Here is an 18068-nt window from a genome sequence, read left to right on the forward strand (position 1 = left end):
CTGAGAAGCTCGCCGAGCTACTCTCAGCCCCGTGATCAAACCGGTGTTGCGATGACCGGTTGAGACCGCCGAACTACCTCGGCAGATTTCGAACTACCTCGCGGGATCCGGACCGCCTCGCGGTCAAAGGGCGGCGACGGCGGCCTGGGCGTGCGTGACGATCGCCGCGAGGCCGGTGCCAGCCACCCAGCCACCGGCGACGGCGAGGCCGGGGGTGTGCCCGACGGCGGCGCCGAACGCCGCGACGTCGGCGCGGTAGGCGGGCGTGGGCGGGGGGAGGGAGCCGTCCCAGCGTTGCAGCAGGTGGTCGCGCACGCGGTCGGTGACGTCGACGCCGAGAAGCGCGGTCGCGTCGCGGGCGGCCTCGTCGGCCGTGGGCTGGTCGGTCGGGGTGCCGATGCGGCCGTACGAGAGGCGCACGACGTGCACCCCGGGCCCCACGGCGGCGCGGACGCGGTCGGCGAGCCACGGCCACTTGGCCGTGGAGTGCGTGAGCGCCTTGGCCCGCACGTCGCCGGCGCCACCGTCGTCCGTGTCGGGGGCCACGAGCAGCCCCGAGCCGCGGGGTGCGTCGTCGAGCTCGGGCGCCTCGAGCAGCAGGGTCGCGAGCCAGATGTCGGCGCCGCGCTCGGGCGTCGGCACCACCGGGCCGCCGGCGTCGCGCGGACCGTTGGGGGAGGCGACCCACGGCACGAGCAGGGGCGCGACCGTCGGCGTCGTCACGACCAGCCTCGGCGCGCGCACCGTCGCGCCGGAGTCCGTCGTCACCTGCCATTCGCCCCCGGGGCTACCGGAGCGACCCGTGCGCGCCACGCCGACCACCCGCTGCCCCACGCGGACGGCGGCGTGGATGGGCCCGGTCGCGTCGCTCAGGGGCGAGTCGGTGAACTCCTCGGCGCTCGCGGCGATCTCGCCGGCGAGGGCCTCGATCAGCGCGTGCATGCCGCCGTCGATGCCGCGCACGGCGGAGCCGGCGGGCGCGGCCGCCCGCAGCGCTCCCACGGCGAGCGAGAGCGACCCGGTGCGGGCGAACGCGTCGAGCAGGCCTGGTGCGACGGCGTCGACGTCGAGCCGGTCCAGCGGGGCGGAGTGCACGCCAGCGGCGACGGGCCCCACCAGCCGCTCGGTCACCCGGCGCCCGAGGCGGGAGTGCACCAGCGAGCCCAGGTCGGACGGGTCCGCCACGAACCGCGGCAGCACCCGGTCGAGCGCGGCACGCGCGACGCCGGGCCACCCGATCGCGCGACGCACGTCGGGCGCCCACGGCACGGACGGGATGCCGAGCACGCCCGCGGCGGGCAGCGGGAAGGCGCGCCCCGCCGCGTACCCCCAGGCGGACAGCGGCGCCGGGCTCACGACGTCCAGCCCCAGCTCGTCCGCCAGGTCGGTGACCGCCGTGCCGCGCGCCGCGAACGACTCCGCGCCGAGGTCGAGCCGCAGCCGGGGGAGCGACGGGAAGGCGCCGCCGCGCACGGGGCCGCCCACGCGGTCCGCCGCCTCGAGCAGCACCACCTGCAGCCCGCGCTGGGCGAGCGTGCGCGCCGCGACGAGCCCGCCGACACCGCCGCCCACGACCACCGCGTCGACGCGCTCCGCCGCACGGGCCGCCGGTGCGTCGGTCGCCGGGGCGCCGAGCGGCGGGAGCGGGGTCACAGCGAGTGCACCAGCTCGACGACGCGGGTCAGCACGGTGGGATCGGTGTCGGGCGGGACGCCGTGGCCGAGGTTCACGACGTGCCCTGGCGCCGCAGCGCCCCGGGCGACGACGTCGCGCACGTGCGCCTCGAGGACCGGCCACGGGGCGCCGAGCAGCGCGGGGTCGATGTTGCCCTGCACGGGGACGGGGCCACGGGGGCCGCCGGCCAGCAGCGCGGCGGCCTCGTCGAGCGGGGTGCGGTAGTCGACGCCGACGGTCGGGTGCGTGATGCCGGCGTCCTCCAGCACGTCTCGCATGGCGGGCAGCAGGTGCGCGGTGCCGGTGCCGAAGTGGATGCCCGGCACCCCGATGCGGGAGGGAGTGCCGTCGTCGGCGGCCGTGCGCAGGTCGGCGACGCGCGCCAGCGCCCGGGTGGACGACGGCGCCACGTGCGCCACGTAGTCCGCGAGCGCCAGCGACCCGGCCCAGGAGTCGAAGAGCTGCACGGCCGACGCGCCCGCCAGCACCTGCGCCCGTAGGAACCGGCCCGTGAGGTCGGCGGTCCACGCCGTGAGCCGGGCCCACGTCTCGGGGTCGGCGTGCATGAGCGTGCGGGCGGCGAGGTGGTCGCGCGACGGGCGGCCCTCCACCAGGTAGGCCGCGAGCGTGAACGGCGCGCCGCCGAAGCCGAGCAGCGGCACGTCGCCGAGCTCAGCCACGGTGAGCCGCACGGCCTCGGCGATCGGCGCGAGCGCGGCGTCGTCGAGCGTGCGCTCCGTGAGCCGGGCGACGTCCTCGGCCGTGCGGTACGGCTGGTCCATGACCGGCCCGACGCCGGACTTGATGTCGACGTCGACGCCCGCCAGCTTCAGCGGCACCACGATGTCGCTGAAGAAGACGGCGGCGTCCACGTGGTGGCGGCGCACGGGCTGGAGGGTGATTTCTGCCGCGAGCTGTGGCCGGAGGCAGGACTCGAGCATCCCTACCCCCTGACGGACCTCGCGGTACTCCGGCAGCGACCGGCCGGCCTGCCGCATGAACCACACGGGGGTCACGTCCGGACGTTCGCCCTGCAGGGCCTGCACCAACGGGGAGCGGAGGGTCCGGCCGTCGACCAGCGGGTGGTCGGCGGGTAGGAGGCTCGGCTCGGACGGGATCGTGGGGGATGTCACGGTCAATGATTCTGCCCCGCCCCGCCCATCCTCTTAAAGTGGGAGCACTGTGGTTCTCCTCTCTCTCACCGCCTCGCACCGCGAGCTGGACCTCGATGCGCTCGAGCGGCTGTCCACCGGCGCGGGCTCCCTCGGGCGTGCCGTCGTCGGGGCCTGCGGCCCCGTGCAGGGCTCGGTGGTCATCTCCACCTGCAACCGGTTCGAGCTCTACCTGGACGTCGACGCGCCGGTGCACGGCGACTCCGTCCGGCACGCCACCGGCCACGTGGCCGCGCTGGTGGCGCAGAGCTCGGGGGTGACGCAAGACGTCGCGGCGGACTCGTTCACGGTCCGCACCGGCTCCGAGGTCACCGAGCACCTCTTCACCGTCGCCGCGGGGCTGGACTCCATGGTCGTGGGCGAGCGGGAGATCGCGGGCCAGGTGAAGCGGGCGCTCGCCGAGGCGCGCACCGACGGCACCACGTCCAAGACCCTCGAGCTGCTGTTCCAGACGGCGTCGCGCACGTCCAAGCGGGTGGGCACGCGGACGGCGCTCGGCGCGGCGGGGCGCTCCGTCGTCGCCCTCGGCCTCGACCTCGCCCGTCGCGATCTCCCGCCCGCCCGCGGCGACTCCACGCCCGGCGCGTCGTGGCGCGATGTCCGCGTGGTCCTCATCGGCACGGGCTCGTACGCGGGGGCGTCGGTGGCGGCCCTGCGGGCCCGCGGGTGCGACGACGTGCGGGTCTACTCACAGTCCGGCCGCGCGGAGGTCTTCGCCCGGGGGCACGACGTCGAGCCGGTGGACGACCTGGTGACGGCGCTCGCGGACGCCGACCTCGTGGTGTCGTGCTCGGGCGCGCGCGGACGCCGCGGCCCCGCCCCGGCGGTGGCCGAGCCCGTCGGGACCTCGGCCGAGGCCTCCCTGGAGTACGTGCTCGACGCCGCCGCCGTGGTGCGCGCCCGCGAGCGTGCCGCGGCCGCCGCAGGCGACCCTTCGACAGGCTCAGGACGGCGCGAGGAGATGGCGCCCCTGGTCGTGCTCGACCTGGCGCTGCACCGCGACGTCGACCCCGGCGTGGCGGACGTCGAGGGCGTGCTGCTGTACGACCTGAGCACGCTGAAGGCGCACGCCCCCGCCACCGCCGCGGACGTCGTCGACCGAGCGCGGCGCATCGTGGACAACGCGGCCGCCGACTTCGAGGAGACGCGCCTGGGCCGGGCGGCGGACGCCGCGGTCGTGGCGCTCTTCGACGCCGCGGAGGTGCGGGTGCGCCGGGAGGTGGACGCCGCCGTGGATCGGCTGGCCACCGAGCTGGCCTCGCGGGGCGAGGCGCCCGACGAGTCCGACGTCGACGCCATCGCGCGCGGCGTCCGCAAGCGGGTGCACTCCGCCCTGCACGAGCGGATCGTTGCCGTGCGCGCCGACGCGCTGGCCCGGGCCCGGGCACAGGAGGCTGCGGTCGTGGCGGGCGCCGAGGGCCTGGTCACGGACGTGGAGCAGGTCGCCGGGCGCTGACCGGCGTCGCCCCCGTCCCGCCGCGGCGCGGACCGCGAGGACCGCCCGGCTGTCGCGAACCTCCCACGGGGACCGGTTCGCCGGATGCAGGCCCAGATCACCCCGTTTCGACGCGCGCGTCCGGCATGTCGGCACTAACGTGCCGAACGGGGCCAACGGCCCGCCACAAGCCGGCCGTCGACGGTTGGGCCCGCCTCGAAAGGACGCGTGAGATGGATACGTTCTGGGACTTCTTCTGGTACCTCGTCTGGATCTTCCTGTTCGTCGCCTACCTCATCGTGCTCTTCCAGATCCTGACGGACCTGTTCCGGGATCGGGAGCTGTCCGGCTGGTGGAAGGCGCTGTGGGTGATCTTCCTGATCTTCGTGCCGCTGCTCACGTCGCTGGTGTACCTGATCGCCCGCGGGCGGGGCATGTCGGAGCGCCAGCTCGAGGCGGTGAAGGCTGCGAAGCAGAGCACGGACGCGTACATCCAGTCGGTCGCAGGGTCCCCGGCCGACCACATCGCGTCGGCCAAGAAGCTGCTCGACGAGGGCACGATCACGCCCGAGGAGTACGAGCGGCTGAAGGCCAAGGCCCTCTCCTGATCCCGGCGGATCGCGGTCGCTACGCTCGGCAGCCATGACCTCGGACGGCGCGACCTCGGACGGCGCGACCTCGGACGGCGCGACCTCGGACGGCGCGACCTCGGACGGCGCGACCCGGGCCACGCGCCTCGGCGTGATCGACATCGGCTCCAACACGGTGCACCTGCTGATCATGGATCCCCGCCACGGGGTGCGGCCCGTGCCGCACGCGTCGCGCAAGATCGCGGTGCGGCTGATGCGCTACCTCGACGCCGACGGCGCGGTGGTGCCCGAGGGACGGCTGGCACTGCTCGCGGCGGTCGACGACGTGATGACGCTCGCCCGGGAGTCCGCCGTCGACGAGCTGCTCCCCATGGCCACGTCCGCGCTGCGCGACGCCTCCAACGGCGCCGAGGTGCTGGCCGCGATCTCGCAGCGCGTGGGGCGCGAGGTGCAGGTGCTGTCCGGCGAGGACGAGGCCCGGCTGACGTTCCTCGCCGCCCGGCGCTGGCACGGCTGGGCCGCCGGCCGGCTGCTCGTGCTCGACATCGGCGGCGGGTCGCTGGAGATCGCCACCGGCGTCGACGAGACACCCGACCTCGCCACGTCCGTCCCCCTCGGCGCCGGACGCAGCACGCGCGTCTTCCTGCCCGACGACCCGCCCACCCCCGCGCAGGTGCAGGCGCTGCGCGAGCACGCCCGGGCCACGCTGGGACCCGTCGTCGAACGCCTCGCCACCCTGCCGCCGCCCGACCACGTGGTGGCGACGTCCAAGACCTTCCGGTCGTTGGCGCGGCTCGCCGGCATGCAGGTGGAGGCGGTGGGCCCGGACGACCGCTGGCGGATGCGCCTGGCGCAGCTCGCCGACTGGGTGCCGCGCCTCGCCCGTATCCCCGCCGACGGGCGCACCGCGCTGCCCGGTGTCACGCCCGAGCGCACCTACCAGATCGTCGGCGGGGCGGTCGTGGCCGAGGAGACCATGCGGGCGCTCGGCGTCGACGAGGTCGAGATCTGCCCGTGGGCGCTGCGCGAGGGCGCGGTGCTGCAGCGGCTCGACCGGATGTAGAACCCTCGCCGGTTGAGCTTGTCGAAACCGGGGACGTGGTCTCGACAAGCTCGGCCGGCGACAGGAGGAATCACCACGAAGCGTGGTCCGTGCCCCACGGGCGGGCCGGGAACGCGTAGTCGTCGACGCCCGGGAGGGCGGGACGAGCGGAGGTGACGCAGGGCCGGCGCCCGTGGCTCACGACGGCGTCGCCGCCCGGCGCCGCCGGCGCCGGGTGGGCGTGGTCGCGGCCGCCGGCGTCGAGCAGCCACGCCGCGGTGCGGGCCAGCGCCGCCGAGACGTCCCGGCCCTGCCCGTCACGGCCACGGGCGGCGAGCGCGTCCATGATCCCGGCCGCGAGGAGGTAGCCCGTCGCGTGGTCCAGCGCCTGCGCGGGGAGCGCGCCCGGTGTGTCGCCGTCCGGCGACTCGGTCATCGCGATGCCCGACGCCGCCTGCACGATCGAGTCGAAGCCGCGCCGGTGCGCCCACGGGCCGTCGTCGCCCCACGCGCAGACGCGCGCGGCCACGGCCCCGGGCGGCGGGCGGAGCCCGTACCGGTCGAGTGCGCCCGGGCGGTAGCCGGTCACGAGCACGTCCGCGTCGTCCAGCAACGCCTGCGCCCGGGAGAGGTCGCCGGCGTCGTGCAGGTCGAGCAGGGTGGTGCGCTTGCCCTGCCCGACGTCGAGGTGCTGGTGCCGGATCTCCGCCGGCACGGGCGGGTCCACGCGCAGCACGTCGGCGCCGAGCGCCGCGAGCGCGCGGGTGGCGACCGGGCCGGCGATGACGCGGGTCAGGTCGAGCACCCGCACCCCGGCGAGCGGCGCGGCGCCACCGGCGGGCGGGCGCGGTACCGCAACGGGGCCGGTGCGCGGCTCGACGCGGACGAGCGGCCCGGCGTGCGCCGCCCGGCCCGGTGCGGAGTCGCGCCACTGGGCCTCGTCGCGCACGCGGACGGCGATGGCCCCGGCCGCTGCGGCGTCGTCCTCGAGGGCGGCGGCGGACGCGTCCGCGAGGCGCGCGACCAGGTCGTCGCGGCCCGCGCCGTCGGGCAGGGCCAGCAGCTGCAGCAGCCGTGCGCGGTGGTGGGGGTAGTTCGCGTGCGTGCGCACCCAGCCGTCACCCGTGCGGAAGAAGCCGGACAGCGCCGCGAAAGACTCCACCGGCCGCCCGTCGAGCCGCAGCAGCCGGTCCGAGCCGAACGACGCCGCGACCCGCGCGGGCGACGGCCCGTGGCGAACCAGGGGCCCGGTAGCTCCCGCCCGCCCCGCGGCCGCGCTCAGGGCGGCCACCGACCCGAGCGCGAGGTCCAGCACCGGCAGCGTCGCTGCGAGCCACGCCTCGCGCTCGCCGTCGAGCGTGCCCGGCTCGCCGCCGGCCCGGCCGGGCGACGTGCCGCCGTCGCCGACCCCCGACTCGTAGTCCGCCACCAGGCGGCGCCACGACTCCATCCCGCCACGGTACCCACGCCGTCCCGTCGAGGTAGTCCCGCATCCCGCGAGGTAGTTCCAAAATCCGCGAGGTAGTTCCAAATCTGCCGAGGTAGTTCGAGTCCGAACGAGGAAGGCGCTACCTCGCAGAAGATCGAACTACCTCGGCAGATTTGGAACTACCTCGCGGATTTTCGGACTACCTCGGCCCGATGGGGCACTACCTCGCGGAGGGGCGACGGCTGCGGGCCGCTAGGATCGCGGGCATGGCCAAGAGCTCTGCGTCCACCCCTGTCCTGCGTCCGTTCGAAGGCCTCCCGGGGGAGGCCGACTGGGTGGCGTTGCGGGAGGTCGTGCCGTCGGCGACGGCGACCGCGCGGACCACGGCGGACCACGGCGGCCGCGACGTCGTCATCACGACCGTTCTGCCCGGCGGCTGGTGTGCGCTGCACCGCGAGGACGGAACGGTGCTGCTGGCGCTGCACGGCATGGGCAGCTCGGACGACCTGAGCCGCGATCTCGCCACCGCCCTGCTCGCCGCGATCGCGGCGGAGCCCGGTACCGGCGTGCTCCCGGAGGAGCTGCCGGCCGCGCAGGACGGCGACCCCCGCCTGCAGGACGTGCTCGACCTCGACGCGCCGTTCGAGGTGACCGTGCACGAGGGTTACGACTACTGGGTCGACGCGGGCACGGACATGACGGACGAGATCCGCGCCTCCCTCGAAGAGGCGGCCGAGGCCTCGATCCCCACGGTCAAGCTCGCGTCGGTCCCGGCGGCGTACTGGTGCCAGATGTCGCGGGAGTTCCTGCGCTGGGCGCGCACGGAGGACGAGGACCGCGTCGTGGACGCCATCGCCCGCCTGCACGCGCGCCGGGAGTCCGGCCTCGCGGGCGGCAAGTTCCTCGGCATGTTCCGCGCCTGCGGGCTGGTCGTGCCGGTCTGGGAGCTGCCGCGCGGCACGCAGGCCGCGGAGCTCGAGGAGCCGGTGGCCGAGCTGGCCCGCAAGATCGACGAGGCGCTCGCAGTCACGGACCCGCTCGACGCGAACGAGCGCCGCGCCCGCGCCGGTATCGTCTCCCGACAGGTGACGCTGCGCTGACGCGGCGGCACCGCACCACCCGGCACACACCCCGGCAAGCTCCCACCCAGGATCCGCCCAGGATCGCTCGCGCCGGCGCAGTGCTCCGCACGATCTTCACGACCCGTCCCGCCCGACACCGTTTCTTGACCCGAGATCGGGCCTTCCGGGGGAGTACAGTTCTTCAGGAAAAGTTTGCTCTTCTGATACCCGGTGATTCCACCAAAGATCACCGCACTTGAGCGCCGGCGGACCAACCACCGTCCGGCAGGACACGGGCTAGGACAACAGGCAGGGAGTCGTGAACACGGACCAGGGGGCGACCCGAACGGGCGCCGACGCGGTGTCCACCAGTCAGGACGAGACCGGCGAGGCGAACAGCGTCGCCGGACGGGGCGACGGAGCTTCCGTCGCCACGAGGGCGGGGGCGCTGCCGGTCGCCAAGACGCCGCGACCACCAGCGGCCCAGGGCCGGCGCAACCCCCAGCGGGTCGCCGTGATCATCCCCGCCAAGGACGAGTCGGCGCGCATCGCGGCGACGGTCCGCTCGGCCCGGGCCATCCCGCACGTCGACCTGGTGCTCGTCGTCGACGACGGGTCCACGGACGACACGCAGCACGTGGCGCGCGACGCCGGTGCCGTCGTCGTACGGCACTCGCACAACCGCGGCAAGGCCGCCGCGATGGAGACCGGTGCGGCCGTGGTCGCGATGCGCGACGCCGACGGGCGCGCCCCGCGCCTCCTGCTCTTCGTGGACGGCGACCTCGGCGACACCGCCGTGAACACCGCCCCGCTCGTCTCCCCGGTGCGTGAGGGCGTCGCGGACCTCGCGATCGCCCTGCTGCCGAAGCAGACCGGTGCCGGCGGCCGCGGCATCGTCGTCGGCACGGCACGCCGCGCCATCCAGCACCTCACCGGGTGGAGCCCCAGCCAGCCGCTGTCCGGCATGCGCTGCCTCACCCGCGAGGCGTTCGAGTCGGCGACGCCGCTCGCGCACGGCTGGGGCGTGGAGACCGGGATGACGATCGACCTGCTGCGCCGGGGGTACGTCGCCGTCGAGGTGCCGTGCGACCTCAAGCACCGCGCGTCGTCCAACGACCTCAAGGGCCAGATGCACCGCGCCGCCCAGTACCGCGACGTCGTCCTCGCCGTGAACGCGCGGCGGGTGCGGGGCGCGGTGGACGCCGTGCGCGGCATCGGCCGTTCGCACGACCACGCCGGATCCTGACCACACCGCTCCTGAGCAGGGCGCACGCACGCCTCCGACCGGCGCTGCGGCGCGCCACGAGGGGTGGTCCGACGGGCCCGGTGCGTCGACACCGTCCCTGGGCGTGACTAGGCTCGGAGAGCCGGCGAGGGCGCGACCGCGCCCACGCCGGCCCCGACGTCCTACCGCTCGACGGAGGCTCAATGGACACGCCAGCTGCCGCTTCGCCCGCACCGGACGGCGCCACGTCGTCGGCCGGTGCATACCTGCTCCTAGGACTGGGAGTGGAGGTGGCCCGAGACCGGGTGCGGGTCGCCCTGGTCGACGCCGCCGGCACGGTCCGGGCCCGGGCCGAGCGCCGCGACGTGCAGCGCACGCCCGTGGCCCGCGCGCGAGCGGCCGCCGTCCTGGCGAGCTCGTGCCGCGAGGACGTGGAGGCGCGACTCGGCCCCGGGAATCCCGTCCAGGTGCGCCAGGCGGTGGCCGCGTTCCCGGCCGTCGTCGGCGCCGACTTCGCCACGGTGCTGCACGTGCCGGGCTACGAGAAGGGCGGCACCGCCCTGCACGACGCGCTCGTGGACGCCCTCGCCTGCCCGGTGTCGCTGGACAACGACGTCAACCTGGCGGCCGTGGCCGAGCAGCACCTCGGGGCGGGGCGGGGCCGGGCGTCGTTCGTGACGGTCGCGTTCGGCGAGGGCTTCGGCGCCGGGATCGTGCTCGACGGGCGCCTCTACCGCGGGGCGACGGGGATCGCGGGCGAGGTCGCGTTCCTGCCGCAACCGGGCCACGCGCTGGGCGAGCAGGTGCTGGGCGACGCCGCCCTCGCCGCCCTGGCCAAGGAGCACGGCCTGCCGGAGGACATCACGGTGCGCGACGTCGTCGACCGGGCCGTGGCGGGGGATGCCGTGGCGGACGAGGTCGCCGCGGAGATGGCACGCCGCATCGCCGTGGTGGTCGCGACGCTGGCGATCGTGCTCGACCCGGAGGTCTTCGTGCTCGTCGACCAGGCCGCGCGCGCGCCCATCGCGGACCGGGTCGTCACCTTTATGCGGGACCGGGTGGCCGTGCTGCCCGCGCGGATCGAGCCGTCGCCGCTCGGCGCGGACGGCGTCGTGCTCGGCGCCGCGTGGGCGGCGAGCCAGGCGCTGCGCGAGGGCGGGGCCGCAGGCCCCGACGCAGGGACGGACGACGGCGCGCCGGCCGGCGACGGGGCGCCGCGGTGAGCGCACCGGCGGCGCCGCCATCCGACCTCACGGACCGCCTCGGGCTCGGCCGCGACGCTCGGGCGATCATCCTCAACGCCGACGACCTGGGCATGTGCCGCGCGGCCAACCGCGCGATCCTGCCGCTGCTGGCGGCGGGCCACCTGGACTCGACGACGGTCATGGTGCCGTGCTCGTGGGCGCCGGACGCCCTGGCCCAGGCTGCGGCCGACCCAAACCTCGACGTCGGCGTCCACCTGGTCCTGACGAGCGAGTGGACCCGCTACCGGTGGCGCCCCCTCACCGGCCTGGGCACGTCGCTGGTGGACGGCGCGGGGTACTTCCCGGCCGCCGTGGACGCGGTCGAGCGCGGGGCGCGCGACGAGGACGTCGCGGCGGAGCTCGCGGCGCAGCTCGACGCCGCGCTCGCGGCGGGGGTGGACGTCAGCCACCTCGACAACCACATGGGGTCCGTCTACGGGCTCGCGACGGGGCGCTCGTTCCTGCCGCAGGTGTTAGCGCTCGCCGCGTCCCGGGGGCTGCCGTTCCGGCTGCCACGCTCCCTGGACGGCCTCGCGGCGACCGGCGCCGACCCGGAGGCACCGGGCTCGCAGAAGATCCTGGACGCCGCGACGTCGGCGGCCGACGCGGCCGGCGTCGTGATCCTCGACCAGCTCTGGACGCACCCGTTCCAGCTCGCGGGGGAGGGTACCCCCGACGAAGAGGGCTACGACGCGGTGAAGGCGGGCTTCCTCGACCTGCTGCGCCGGGCGCGCCCGGGGGTCACGGAGATCTTCCTGCACCCGATGCTGCCCGGGGACGAGCTCACCGACACCGTCGACTACGCGGCGCCCAAGCGCGGATACGAGCTCCGGCTGCTGCGGGACCCCGAGGTCGCGGCGACGATCGAGGCTGAAGGGCTGGTCCGCGTCGGATGGCGCGACCTGCGCGCCGTGCAGCGGGGCGAGCGATGACGCGCCTCGCCGGGGTGCGCGACCGGCGGCTGGTGGGCGCGCCGACGCGCGCGCAGACCATCGCGTACGGGGCGTCGGCGTTCCCCGCCAACCTGCTGCTGCAGACGTTCTCCGCCTTCGTCGTCTACTTCTACGTGGACCACCTCGGCGTGCCCGCGGGGTGGGTCGCGGGGGCGATGGTGGCGCACGGCATCCTCAACGCGCTGCTCAACCCGTTGGTCGGCGCCGCGTCCGACCGGCGCCGCACCCGCTGGGGCCGGCGCGTGCCGTGGATCGGCCTGGGGATCGTGCCGCTGATCGTCGCGTTCGCCCTGGTCTGGATGCCGCCGTCGCTGCCCCCGGCGGGGCTGGTCGTGTGGTTCCTCGTGGTCGTCGCGGTGTACGACGTCGCGTACGTCGCGGTGGTGCTGAACGTCTCCGCGCTCTTCCCGGAGATCTTCCGCACCACGGCGGAGCGGGCGCGCGGCAACTCCCCGCGGCAGCTGTTCGCGCTGGTGGGGATGATCCTCGGCACCGCCGGGGCGCCGCTGTTGTACGACTCGATCGGCTGGGCCGCGATGGCCCTCGTGCTCGCGGTGGTGTGCGCGGGCTTCTTCGCCTGGTCGCTGGTGGGGATGGTCGAGCGGGACGCCGACGAGACGGTCCGGGCCCGTGAGTCCACCGTCGGCCTGCGCGACCAGCTCCGGTACACCTTCGCCAACCGCGCCTTCGTCACCTACGTGCTCGGCTCGCTGATGCTGCAGAGCACGACGGCGATCCTGCTTGCGGGCGTGCCGTTCTACGTGCGGTACACCGTGGGCGGTGGCGAGGCCGACGCCACCCTGCTCCTGGCGCCCATCTTCGTGGTCGCGATCCCCGCGATCTGGGGCTGGTCGTGGGTGGTGCGGCGGGTCGGCCCGCGTACCACGATGCTCCTCGTCGTGGCCGTGTACGGCCTCGCGACCTGCCTGTACCTCGTCCCGACGACGGTACTCGGCGGCGCGGCGGCCGGCCTCGCGGTGGGCCTCGGCGTGGCCGGGCTCATGCAGGTGCTCGAGGTGGCCCTGGGCCAGGTGATCGACGACGACGAGAGCCGTACGGGCCTGCGCCGCGAGGGCATGTACTTCGGCGCCAACGGCTTCGTGGTGCGCGGGTCGGTGGTGGTGCAGGCGGTGGTGCTGGCGGTGGTGCTTGGCGCCAGCGGGTACGTGGAGGGCGCGGACGTGCAGCTGCCGGCGGTCGCGACCGGCATCCGCCTGCTGATCGGCGGGGTGCCGGTGGTGCTGGCCGCCCTGGCGTTCGTCTGCTTCTGGTTCTACCCCCTGCGCGCCGCGGCGCCGGCCGAGCCTGTCGTGGCCGCTGGTTGAGCCTGTCGTGGCCGCTGGTTGAGCCTGTCGTGGCCGCTGGTTGAGCCTGGCGTGGCCGCTGGTTGAGCCTGTCGAAACCCGGCGAGGGTTTCGACAGGCCCGACCATCGGGGTTCGACCCTTCGACAGGCTCAGGACGGCGCAGGCTCAACCAGCGAGGAGCCACACCGTCGTCGCGCCGGGCAGCTCGCCGTCTGCGAGCGGACCGCTGCTCAGCAGCACCTCGCCCTCGGGCAGCGGCACCGCCGCGCTGCCGAAGTTCGTCACGCTGGTCCACCCGTTCGGGCGCCGGAAGGCGAGCACGACGGCCGAGTCGGTGTCGAGCCACTCGAGCTCCTCGCGGGTCTGCAGCCGACGCCGCAGACCGAGGGCCGTGCGGTACAGCTCCAGGGTCGAGCCGTCGACGCCGTCCTGGGTCGACGCCGCGTGCTCGGCGAACCAGGCCGGCTGGGGCAGGTGCGCCGGGCCCTCCCCGAAGCCCAGCGAGGGCCCGTCGGCGGACCAGGGAAGCGGGACGCGGCAACCGTCGCGGCCCAGGTCTACCCCCGGGTTGCGGAAGAACGCCGGGTCCTGCCGCTCGGCGTCCGGGATGTCCGCGACCTCGTGCAGGCCCAGCTCCTCGCCCTGGTAGAGGTAGGACGAGCCGGGCAGGGCGAGCTCGAGCAGCGTCGCCGCCCGGGCCTTCGTCAGCCCGGCCTCGCGGTCGAGCTCCGCCTCGGGGCCGCCCGCGAGCAGCCAGTCGGCGCCGCCCTTGCCGGGCTTGTCGCCGCGGGCCGCCAGGCCGTAGCGCGTGGCGTGCCGCACGACGTCGTGGTTGGAGAACACCCAGGTGGTCGACGACCCGGACACGGCCGCGAGCTCCAGGTTGGCCGTGATGATGCGGCGGAACTGGTCGGCGTCGAAGTCGGCCTCGAGCAGGTCGAAGTTGAACGCCTGCCCGAGGCCCGCCCGGCTCGCGTAGCGGGCGCGGCGCTCCGCGGCGACCCATGCCTCGGCGACCGCCGTGCGGGGCGGGTCGTAGGAGTCGAAGACCTCGCGCCATTCGGCGTAGACGTCGTGCACGTCGTCGCGGTCGAACAGGGGGTGGTTGCCGTCCTGGGGCAGCGCCTCCAGGTCGGCCTGGGACGGCAGGGGCTCGCCGGGCGCGGGGAGATCCTTGGTGAGCATGTGCGCCACGTCGATGCGGAACCCGTCGACGCCGCGGTCGGACCAGAACCGCAGGGTGGCCAGGAAGTCGGCCCGCACCTCCGGGTTGTCCCAGTTGAGGTCCGGCTGCTCGGTCGCGAAGTGGTGGTAGTACCACTGCCCGTCGCCGACGGGCTCCCAGGCCGGGCCGCCGAAGGCGGACGTCCAGTCCGCGGGCGGCAGCTCGCCGTCCTGGCCGAGGCCGTCGCGGAAGATGTAGCGGTCGCGCGCGGGCGACCCCTTCGGCGCGGCGAGGGCCTCGCGGAACCACGCGTGCAGGTCCGACGAGTGGTTCGGCACGATGTCGACGACGACGCGGATCCCGGCGCCGTGCAGCGCCGCCACCATCTCGTCGAAGTCGGCGAGGGTGCCGATCCTCGGGTCCACGTCGCGGTAGTCGGCGACGTCGTACCCGCCGTCGGCGAGCGCGGACGGGTAAAAGGGGCTGAGCCACACGGCGTCGATCCCCAGCGCGGCGAGGTAGTCCACGCGCGAGGTGATGCCGCGCAGGTTGCCGATGCCGTCGCCGTCCGAGTCGGCGAAGCTGCGCGGGTAGATCTGGTAGACGGCGGCCTGACGCCACCAGGTCGCGTCGGAGGCGGCGACGGCAGGGACGTCGAGCAGGTCGGTCATGGGGTGGTTCCTCTCCCGGTGTGGCGGACTGGAGGTGAAGCCGCTACTTTGTTGGCGCAGAAAATCTAACACTAGAATCAACTGCTCGACCATACTGATCCCGAACTGATCCCGAACTGCCCCCGGCGGCATCCGGGGTACGGCGACGACGAACCGGAGCGTAATGACCCACGGTCAGGAGGCCATGCCCTCGACGCACCTGCTGCGACGGCTCAACGCCGAGCGCGTGCTGCAGGAGGTCTGGGGCGGAGAGCCCGTCACGGCCAGCGCCCTCATGGCCGCCACCGGGCTGGCCCGCTCCACCGTCCTCGCCCTGTGCCGGGAGCTCACCGACCGCGGCTGGCTCGTCGAGCTCGACGACGCCCGCGCCGCCGGCGCCTACACCAAGGGCCGCCCGGCGCTGCGGTACGCGTTCCGCCCGGACGCGGCGCTGGTCGTCGGGGTGGACGCCGGGCAGCACCGGGTCTCGGCCGCGGTCGCCGACCTGCACGGGCACGTGGTCGCCGAGGAAGCCGTGCACCTGGACCCGGACAGCGACGCCGGGGGTCGTCGGGCCGCCGTCCTCGGGGCCGTCGACGCGGCCGTCGCGCGTGCCGGCCGCGGCGAGGGCACGGTCATGACCGTCGTGGTCGGCGTGCCCGCGCCCGTGGGGACGACGGGCATGCCGGCGGGGGAGCGCAACCCCTTCTGGGCGCTCATGAACCCGGGGCTGGGCGACCTGTTCGCCTCCCGCGGCTGGGACGTCGTCGTCGAGAACGACGCGAACCTCGCCGCCGTCGCCGAGTCGGAGCACGGGGACGGGGCGGCGGCCTACGCCGCGCTCCTGGTCGGGGAGCGGCTGGGGGCGGGCATCGTGCTCGACGGCGCGCTGCTGCGCGGGCCGCGCGGCGCGATCGGGGAGATGCGGATCCTCGACCTGGTTCAGGGCGTCGGGTCGAGCGACGGGCTCGGCGCGCTCGCCCGGGACGAGGCCCGCCGCGCGGTCACCTCCGGGGAGGCCGCCGGGAGCGCGCTCGCCCGCGTCGCCCCCGAGCAGCTGGACGCGGAGCACGTGCTCGCGGCCGCCGCCGAGGGGGACACCGTCGCCCTGCGCCTCTGCGACCACCTCGCGGACCGGCTGGCCCGGGTCTGCGCCGTCCTGTCGGGGCTGCTGGACCTCGACCGCGTCATCGTCACCGGCGCCATGGCGCCGGCGCTGGGGCCCGTCGTCGAGCGCGCCCGCGCGCTGCTCCCCGTGCACCTGCACCACCCGGCCGTCGAGATCGTGGTCTCCGACCTCGGCCCGGACGTCGTGCGGACCGGCGCCGTCCGCATGGCCGTCGACCACCTCCGCGCGCGCGCCCTCGACCGGGGCCTGCCCGCCGCCGCTGAGGCCTGACCCCGGAGCCTGACCTCGGGCGAGCCGACGACGGGTAGAGTGCCCGGCGCCCCCGACGTCGATGCGCGCGCCGCCGTGCCGCGTGGCGATGCGGCGCCCACGACCCCCTCCGCGCGACGACGCGCCTCCGCCCCGGACCGATCGGAGACTCCGCGTGTCGGACGACCTGCGTGCCTCGCTGCCCGACCCCGCCCCCGAGCCCCTGCCCGTGACCGGCGCGCCCGAGGCCGCCGCCCCAGGGTCGTTCCGGGCCGCGTTCGCCTCGGCGCGGACCCTGCGCACCGAGGTCCTCGCCGGCCTCGTGGTCGGGCTCGCCCTCATCCCGGAGGCGATCGCCTTCTCGATCATCGCGGGTGTCGACCCGCGTATCGGGCTGTTCGCGGCGTTCACGATGGCGGTGACGATCTCGTTCGTCGGCGGCCGACCCGCGATGATCTCCGCCGCCACCGGAGCGATCGCCCTGGTCATCGCGCCCGTCGCGCGCGAGCACGGGCTCGACTACCTCGTCGTCACGGTCATCCTGGGCGGCGTGATCCAGGTGGTCCTGGGGCTGCTGGGCGTGGCCCGGCTCATGCGGTTCATCCCGCGGTCGGTGATGGTCGGCTTCGTCAACGCGCTGGCGATCCTCGTCTTCAGCTCGCAGCTGCCGCACCTGCGGGGCGTGCCGTTCGCGGTGTACCCGATGGTGGTCGCGGGCATCGCGATCATGGTGTTCTTCCCGCGCCTGACGAAGGTCGTGCCGGCACCGCTGGTCGCGATCGTGCTGCTCACGGTGGTCACCGTCACGGCCGCGATCGCCGTCCCGACGGTGGGTGACGAGGGCGCGCTGCCCGAGTCGCTGCCCACGCTCTTCTTCCCCGACGTGCCGCTGAACCTCGAGACGCTGCAGATCATCGCGCCGTACGCCCTCGCGATGGCGCTGGTCGGCCTCATCGAGTCGCTGCTCACGGCCAAGCTGGTCGACGACATCACGGACACCCACTCGAACAAGACCCGCGAGTCCTGGGGGCAGGGCGTCGCCAACGTCGTCACCGGCCTGTTCGGCGGCATGGGCGGCTGTGCCATGATCGGCCAGACGATGATCAACGTGAAGGCGTCCGGCGCCCGCACGCGGCTCTCGACGTTCCTGGCCGGCGTCTTCCTGCTGATCCTCGTGGTCGGGCTCGGGGACGTGGTCGCGATCATCCCGATGGCGGCGCTCGTCGCGGTGATGGTCATGGTGTCGGTCGGGACGTTCGACTGGCACTCGATCCGCCCGTCCACGCTGCGGCGGATGCCGAGATCCGAGACAGCGGTCATGCTGGCGACCGTCGTCGTCACCGTCGCCACCCACAACCTGGCCTACGGCGTGCTCGTCGGTGTCGTGGTGGCGGCGATCCTGTTCGTGCGGCGCGTGTCGCACCTGACGACGGTCACGCGCCTCGATGCGGACGACGCCGACGACGAGCGCGTCTACGCCGTCGACGGTGAGCTCTTCTTCGCCTCGTCCAACGACCTCGTCTACCAGTTCGACTACACGGCAGACCCGCACCGCATCGTCATCGACATGTCGAAAGCACACGTGTGGGACGCCTCGACCGTCGCTGCCCTGGACGCCGTCCAGCACAAGTACGCCGCCCACGGCAAGACTGTGACCTTCCGCGGCCTCGACGCCGACAGCACTGCCCGGCTGTCGCGGCTCGCCGGCCACCTCGGCGCCGGTCACTGACCACGACACCTCCCG

General features: G+C 74.9%; 14 protein-coding genes. 10 read left to right on the plus strand and 4 right to left on the minus strand.

Annotation, left to right across the window (positions count from 1 at the left end):
• Positions 1-123 precede the first annotated feature (123 nt).
• Entirely contained in the window at positions 124-1653 is a 1530-nt protein-coding gene (locus tag AC1C2W_RS19175) for a protoporphyrinogen/coproporphyrinogen oxidase (RefSeq protein WP_495414026.1), read from the minus strand.
• Positions 1650-2807: a uroporphyrinogen decarboxylase gene (gene hemE, locus AC1C2W_RS19180; RefSeq protein WP_495390677.1), complete on the minus strand. Its 1158-nt coding sequence runs from the start codon at positions 2805-2807 to the stop codon at positions 1650-1652. The genes AC1C2W_RS19175 and hemE overlap by 4 nt, the downstream gene beginning before the upstream one ends.
• A 49-nt stretch (positions 2808-2856) precedes the next feature.
• Between hemE and AC1C2W_RS19185 the strand changes: the two genes are divergently transcribed.
• From AC1C2W_RS19185 to AC1C2W_RS19195, 3 genes are all read left to right on the plus strand, one after another.
• Positions 2857-4302, plus strand: coding sequence for a glutamyl-tRNA reductase (locus AC1C2W_RS19185; RefSeq protein WP_495414027.1), 1446 nt, complete (start codon positions 2857-2859; stop codon positions 4300-4302).
• Between the two features lie 212 nt (positions 4303-4514).
• Positions 4515-4889, plus strand: coding sequence for an SHOCT domain-containing protein (locus AC1C2W_RS19190; protein WP_495390679.1), 375 nt, complete (start codon positions 4515-4517; stop codon positions 4887-4889).
• Between the two features lie 34 nt (positions 4890-4923).
• Positions 4924-5934: a Ppx/GppA phosphatase family protein gene (locus AC1C2W_RS19195; RefSeq protein WP_495414028.1), complete on the plus strand. Its 1011-nt coding sequence runs from the start codon at positions 4924-4926 to the stop codon at positions 5932-5934.
• Positions 5935-6004: 70 nt separating this feature from the next.
• Here the strand turns inward: AC1C2W_RS19195 and AC1C2W_RS19200 are convergent, their stop codons facing one another.
• Entirely contained in the window at positions 6005-7363 is a 1359-nt protein-coding gene (locus AC1C2W_RS19200; RefSeq protein WP_495414029.1) for a CoA transferase, read from the minus strand.
• Between the two features lie 245 nt (positions 7364-7608).
• On the opposite strand from AC1C2W_RS19200, the gene AC1C2W_RS19205 reads away from it, so the two are divergent.
• From AC1C2W_RS19205 to AC1C2W_RS19225, 5 genes are all read left to right on the plus strand, one after another.
• Positions 7609-8442 (plus strand): DUF5926 family protein, encoded by an 834-nt coding sequence (locus tag AC1C2W_RS19205; RefSeq protein WP_495390682.1) that lies wholly within the window; start codon positions 7609-7611, stop codon positions 8440-8442.
• Between the two features lie 409 nt (positions 8443-8851).
• On the plus strand, positions 8852-9649 hold the full coding sequence (locus tag AC1C2W_RS19210) for a glycosyltransferase family 2 protein (RefSeq protein WP_495390714.1): 798 nt from the start codon (positions 8852-8854) through the stop codon (positions 9647-9649).
• 263 nt (positions 9650-9912) lie between these two features.
• Positions 9913-10851 carry an ROK family protein gene (locus tag AC1C2W_RS19215; RefSeq protein WP_495390683.1) on the plus strand — a complete coding sequence of 313 codons (939 nt, stop codon included), beginning with the start codon at positions 9913-9915 and terminating at the stop codon, positions 10849-10851.
• The gene (locus AC1C2W_RS19220) at positions 10848-11804 is read left to right on the plus strand and encodes a ChbG/HpnK family deacetylase (RefSeq protein WP_495390684.1); all 957 of its coding nucleotides are present in this window, start codon (positions 10848-10850) and stop codon (positions 11802-11804) included. The genes AC1C2W_RS19215 and AC1C2W_RS19220 overlap by 4 nt, the downstream gene beginning before the upstream one ends.
• Positions 11801-13150 (plus strand): MFS transporter, encoded by a 1350-nt coding sequence (locus AC1C2W_RS19225; protein WP_495390685.1) that lies wholly within the window; start codon positions 11801-11803, stop codon positions 13148-13150. Before AC1C2W_RS19220 ends, AC1C2W_RS19225 begins: the two co-directional genes overlap by 4 nt.
• Positions 13151-13296: 146 nt before the next feature.
• On the opposite strand, the gene AC1C2W_RS19230 is transcribed toward AC1C2W_RS19225, so the two are convergent.
• Entirely contained in the window at positions 13297-14967 is a 1671-nt protein-coding gene (locus AC1C2W_RS19230; protein WP_495390686.1) for a glycoside hydrolase family 13 protein, read from the minus strand.
• Positions 14968-15151: 184 nt separating this feature from the next.
• Here AC1C2W_RS19230 and AC1C2W_RS19235 point away from each other — a divergent pair, with 184 nt between their 5' ends.
• On the plus strand, positions 15152-16345 hold the full coding sequence (locus AC1C2W_RS19235; protein ID WP_495390687.1) for an ROK family protein: 1194 nt from the start codon (positions 15152-15154) through the stop codon (positions 16343-16345).
• A 154-nt stretch (positions 16346-16499) separates the two neighbouring features.
• Positions 16500-18053 carry a SulP family inorganic anion transporter gene (locus tag AC1C2W_RS19240; RefSeq protein ID WP_495414030.1) on the plus strand — a complete coding sequence of 518 codons (1554 nt, stop codon included), beginning with the start codon at positions 16500-16502 and terminating at the stop codon, positions 18051-18053.
• Positions 18054-18068: the final 15 nt, after the last annotated feature.

This window comes from Isoptericola sp. Y581 (assembly GCF_059445475.1).

Bases quoted from the DNA above. Each gene is read 5' to 3' on its own strand.
- AC1C2W_RS19205 (WP_495390682.1), top strand. From the start codon at position 7,609: ATGGCCAAGAGCTCTGCGTCCACCCCTGTCCTGCGTCCGTTCGAAGGC.
- AC1C2W_RS19195 (WP_495414028.1), top strand. From the start codon at position 4,924: ATGACCTCGGACGGCGCGACCTCGGACGGCGCGACCTCGGACGGCGCG.
- AC1C2W_RS19235 (WP_495390687.1), top strand. From the start codon at position 15,152: ATGCCCTCGACGCACCTGCTGCGACGGCTCAACGCCGAGCGCGTGCTG.
- AC1C2W_RS19230 (WP_495390686.1), bottom strand. From the start codon at position 14,967: ATGACCGACCTGCTCGACGTCCCTGCCGTCGCCGCCTCCGACGCGACC.
- AC1C2W_RS19200 (WP_495414029.1), bottom strand. From the start codon at position 7,363: ATGGAGTCGTGGCGCCGCCTGGTGGCGGACTACGAGTCGGGGGTCGGC.
- AC1C2W_RS19225 (WP_495390685.1), top strand. From the start codon at position 11,801: ATGACGCGCCTCGCCGGGGTGCGCGACCGGCGGCTGGTGGGCGCGCCG.
- AC1C2W_RS19190 (WP_495390679.1), top strand. From the start codon at position 4,515: ATGGATACGTTCTGGGACTTCTTCTGGTACCTCGTCTGGATCTTCCTG.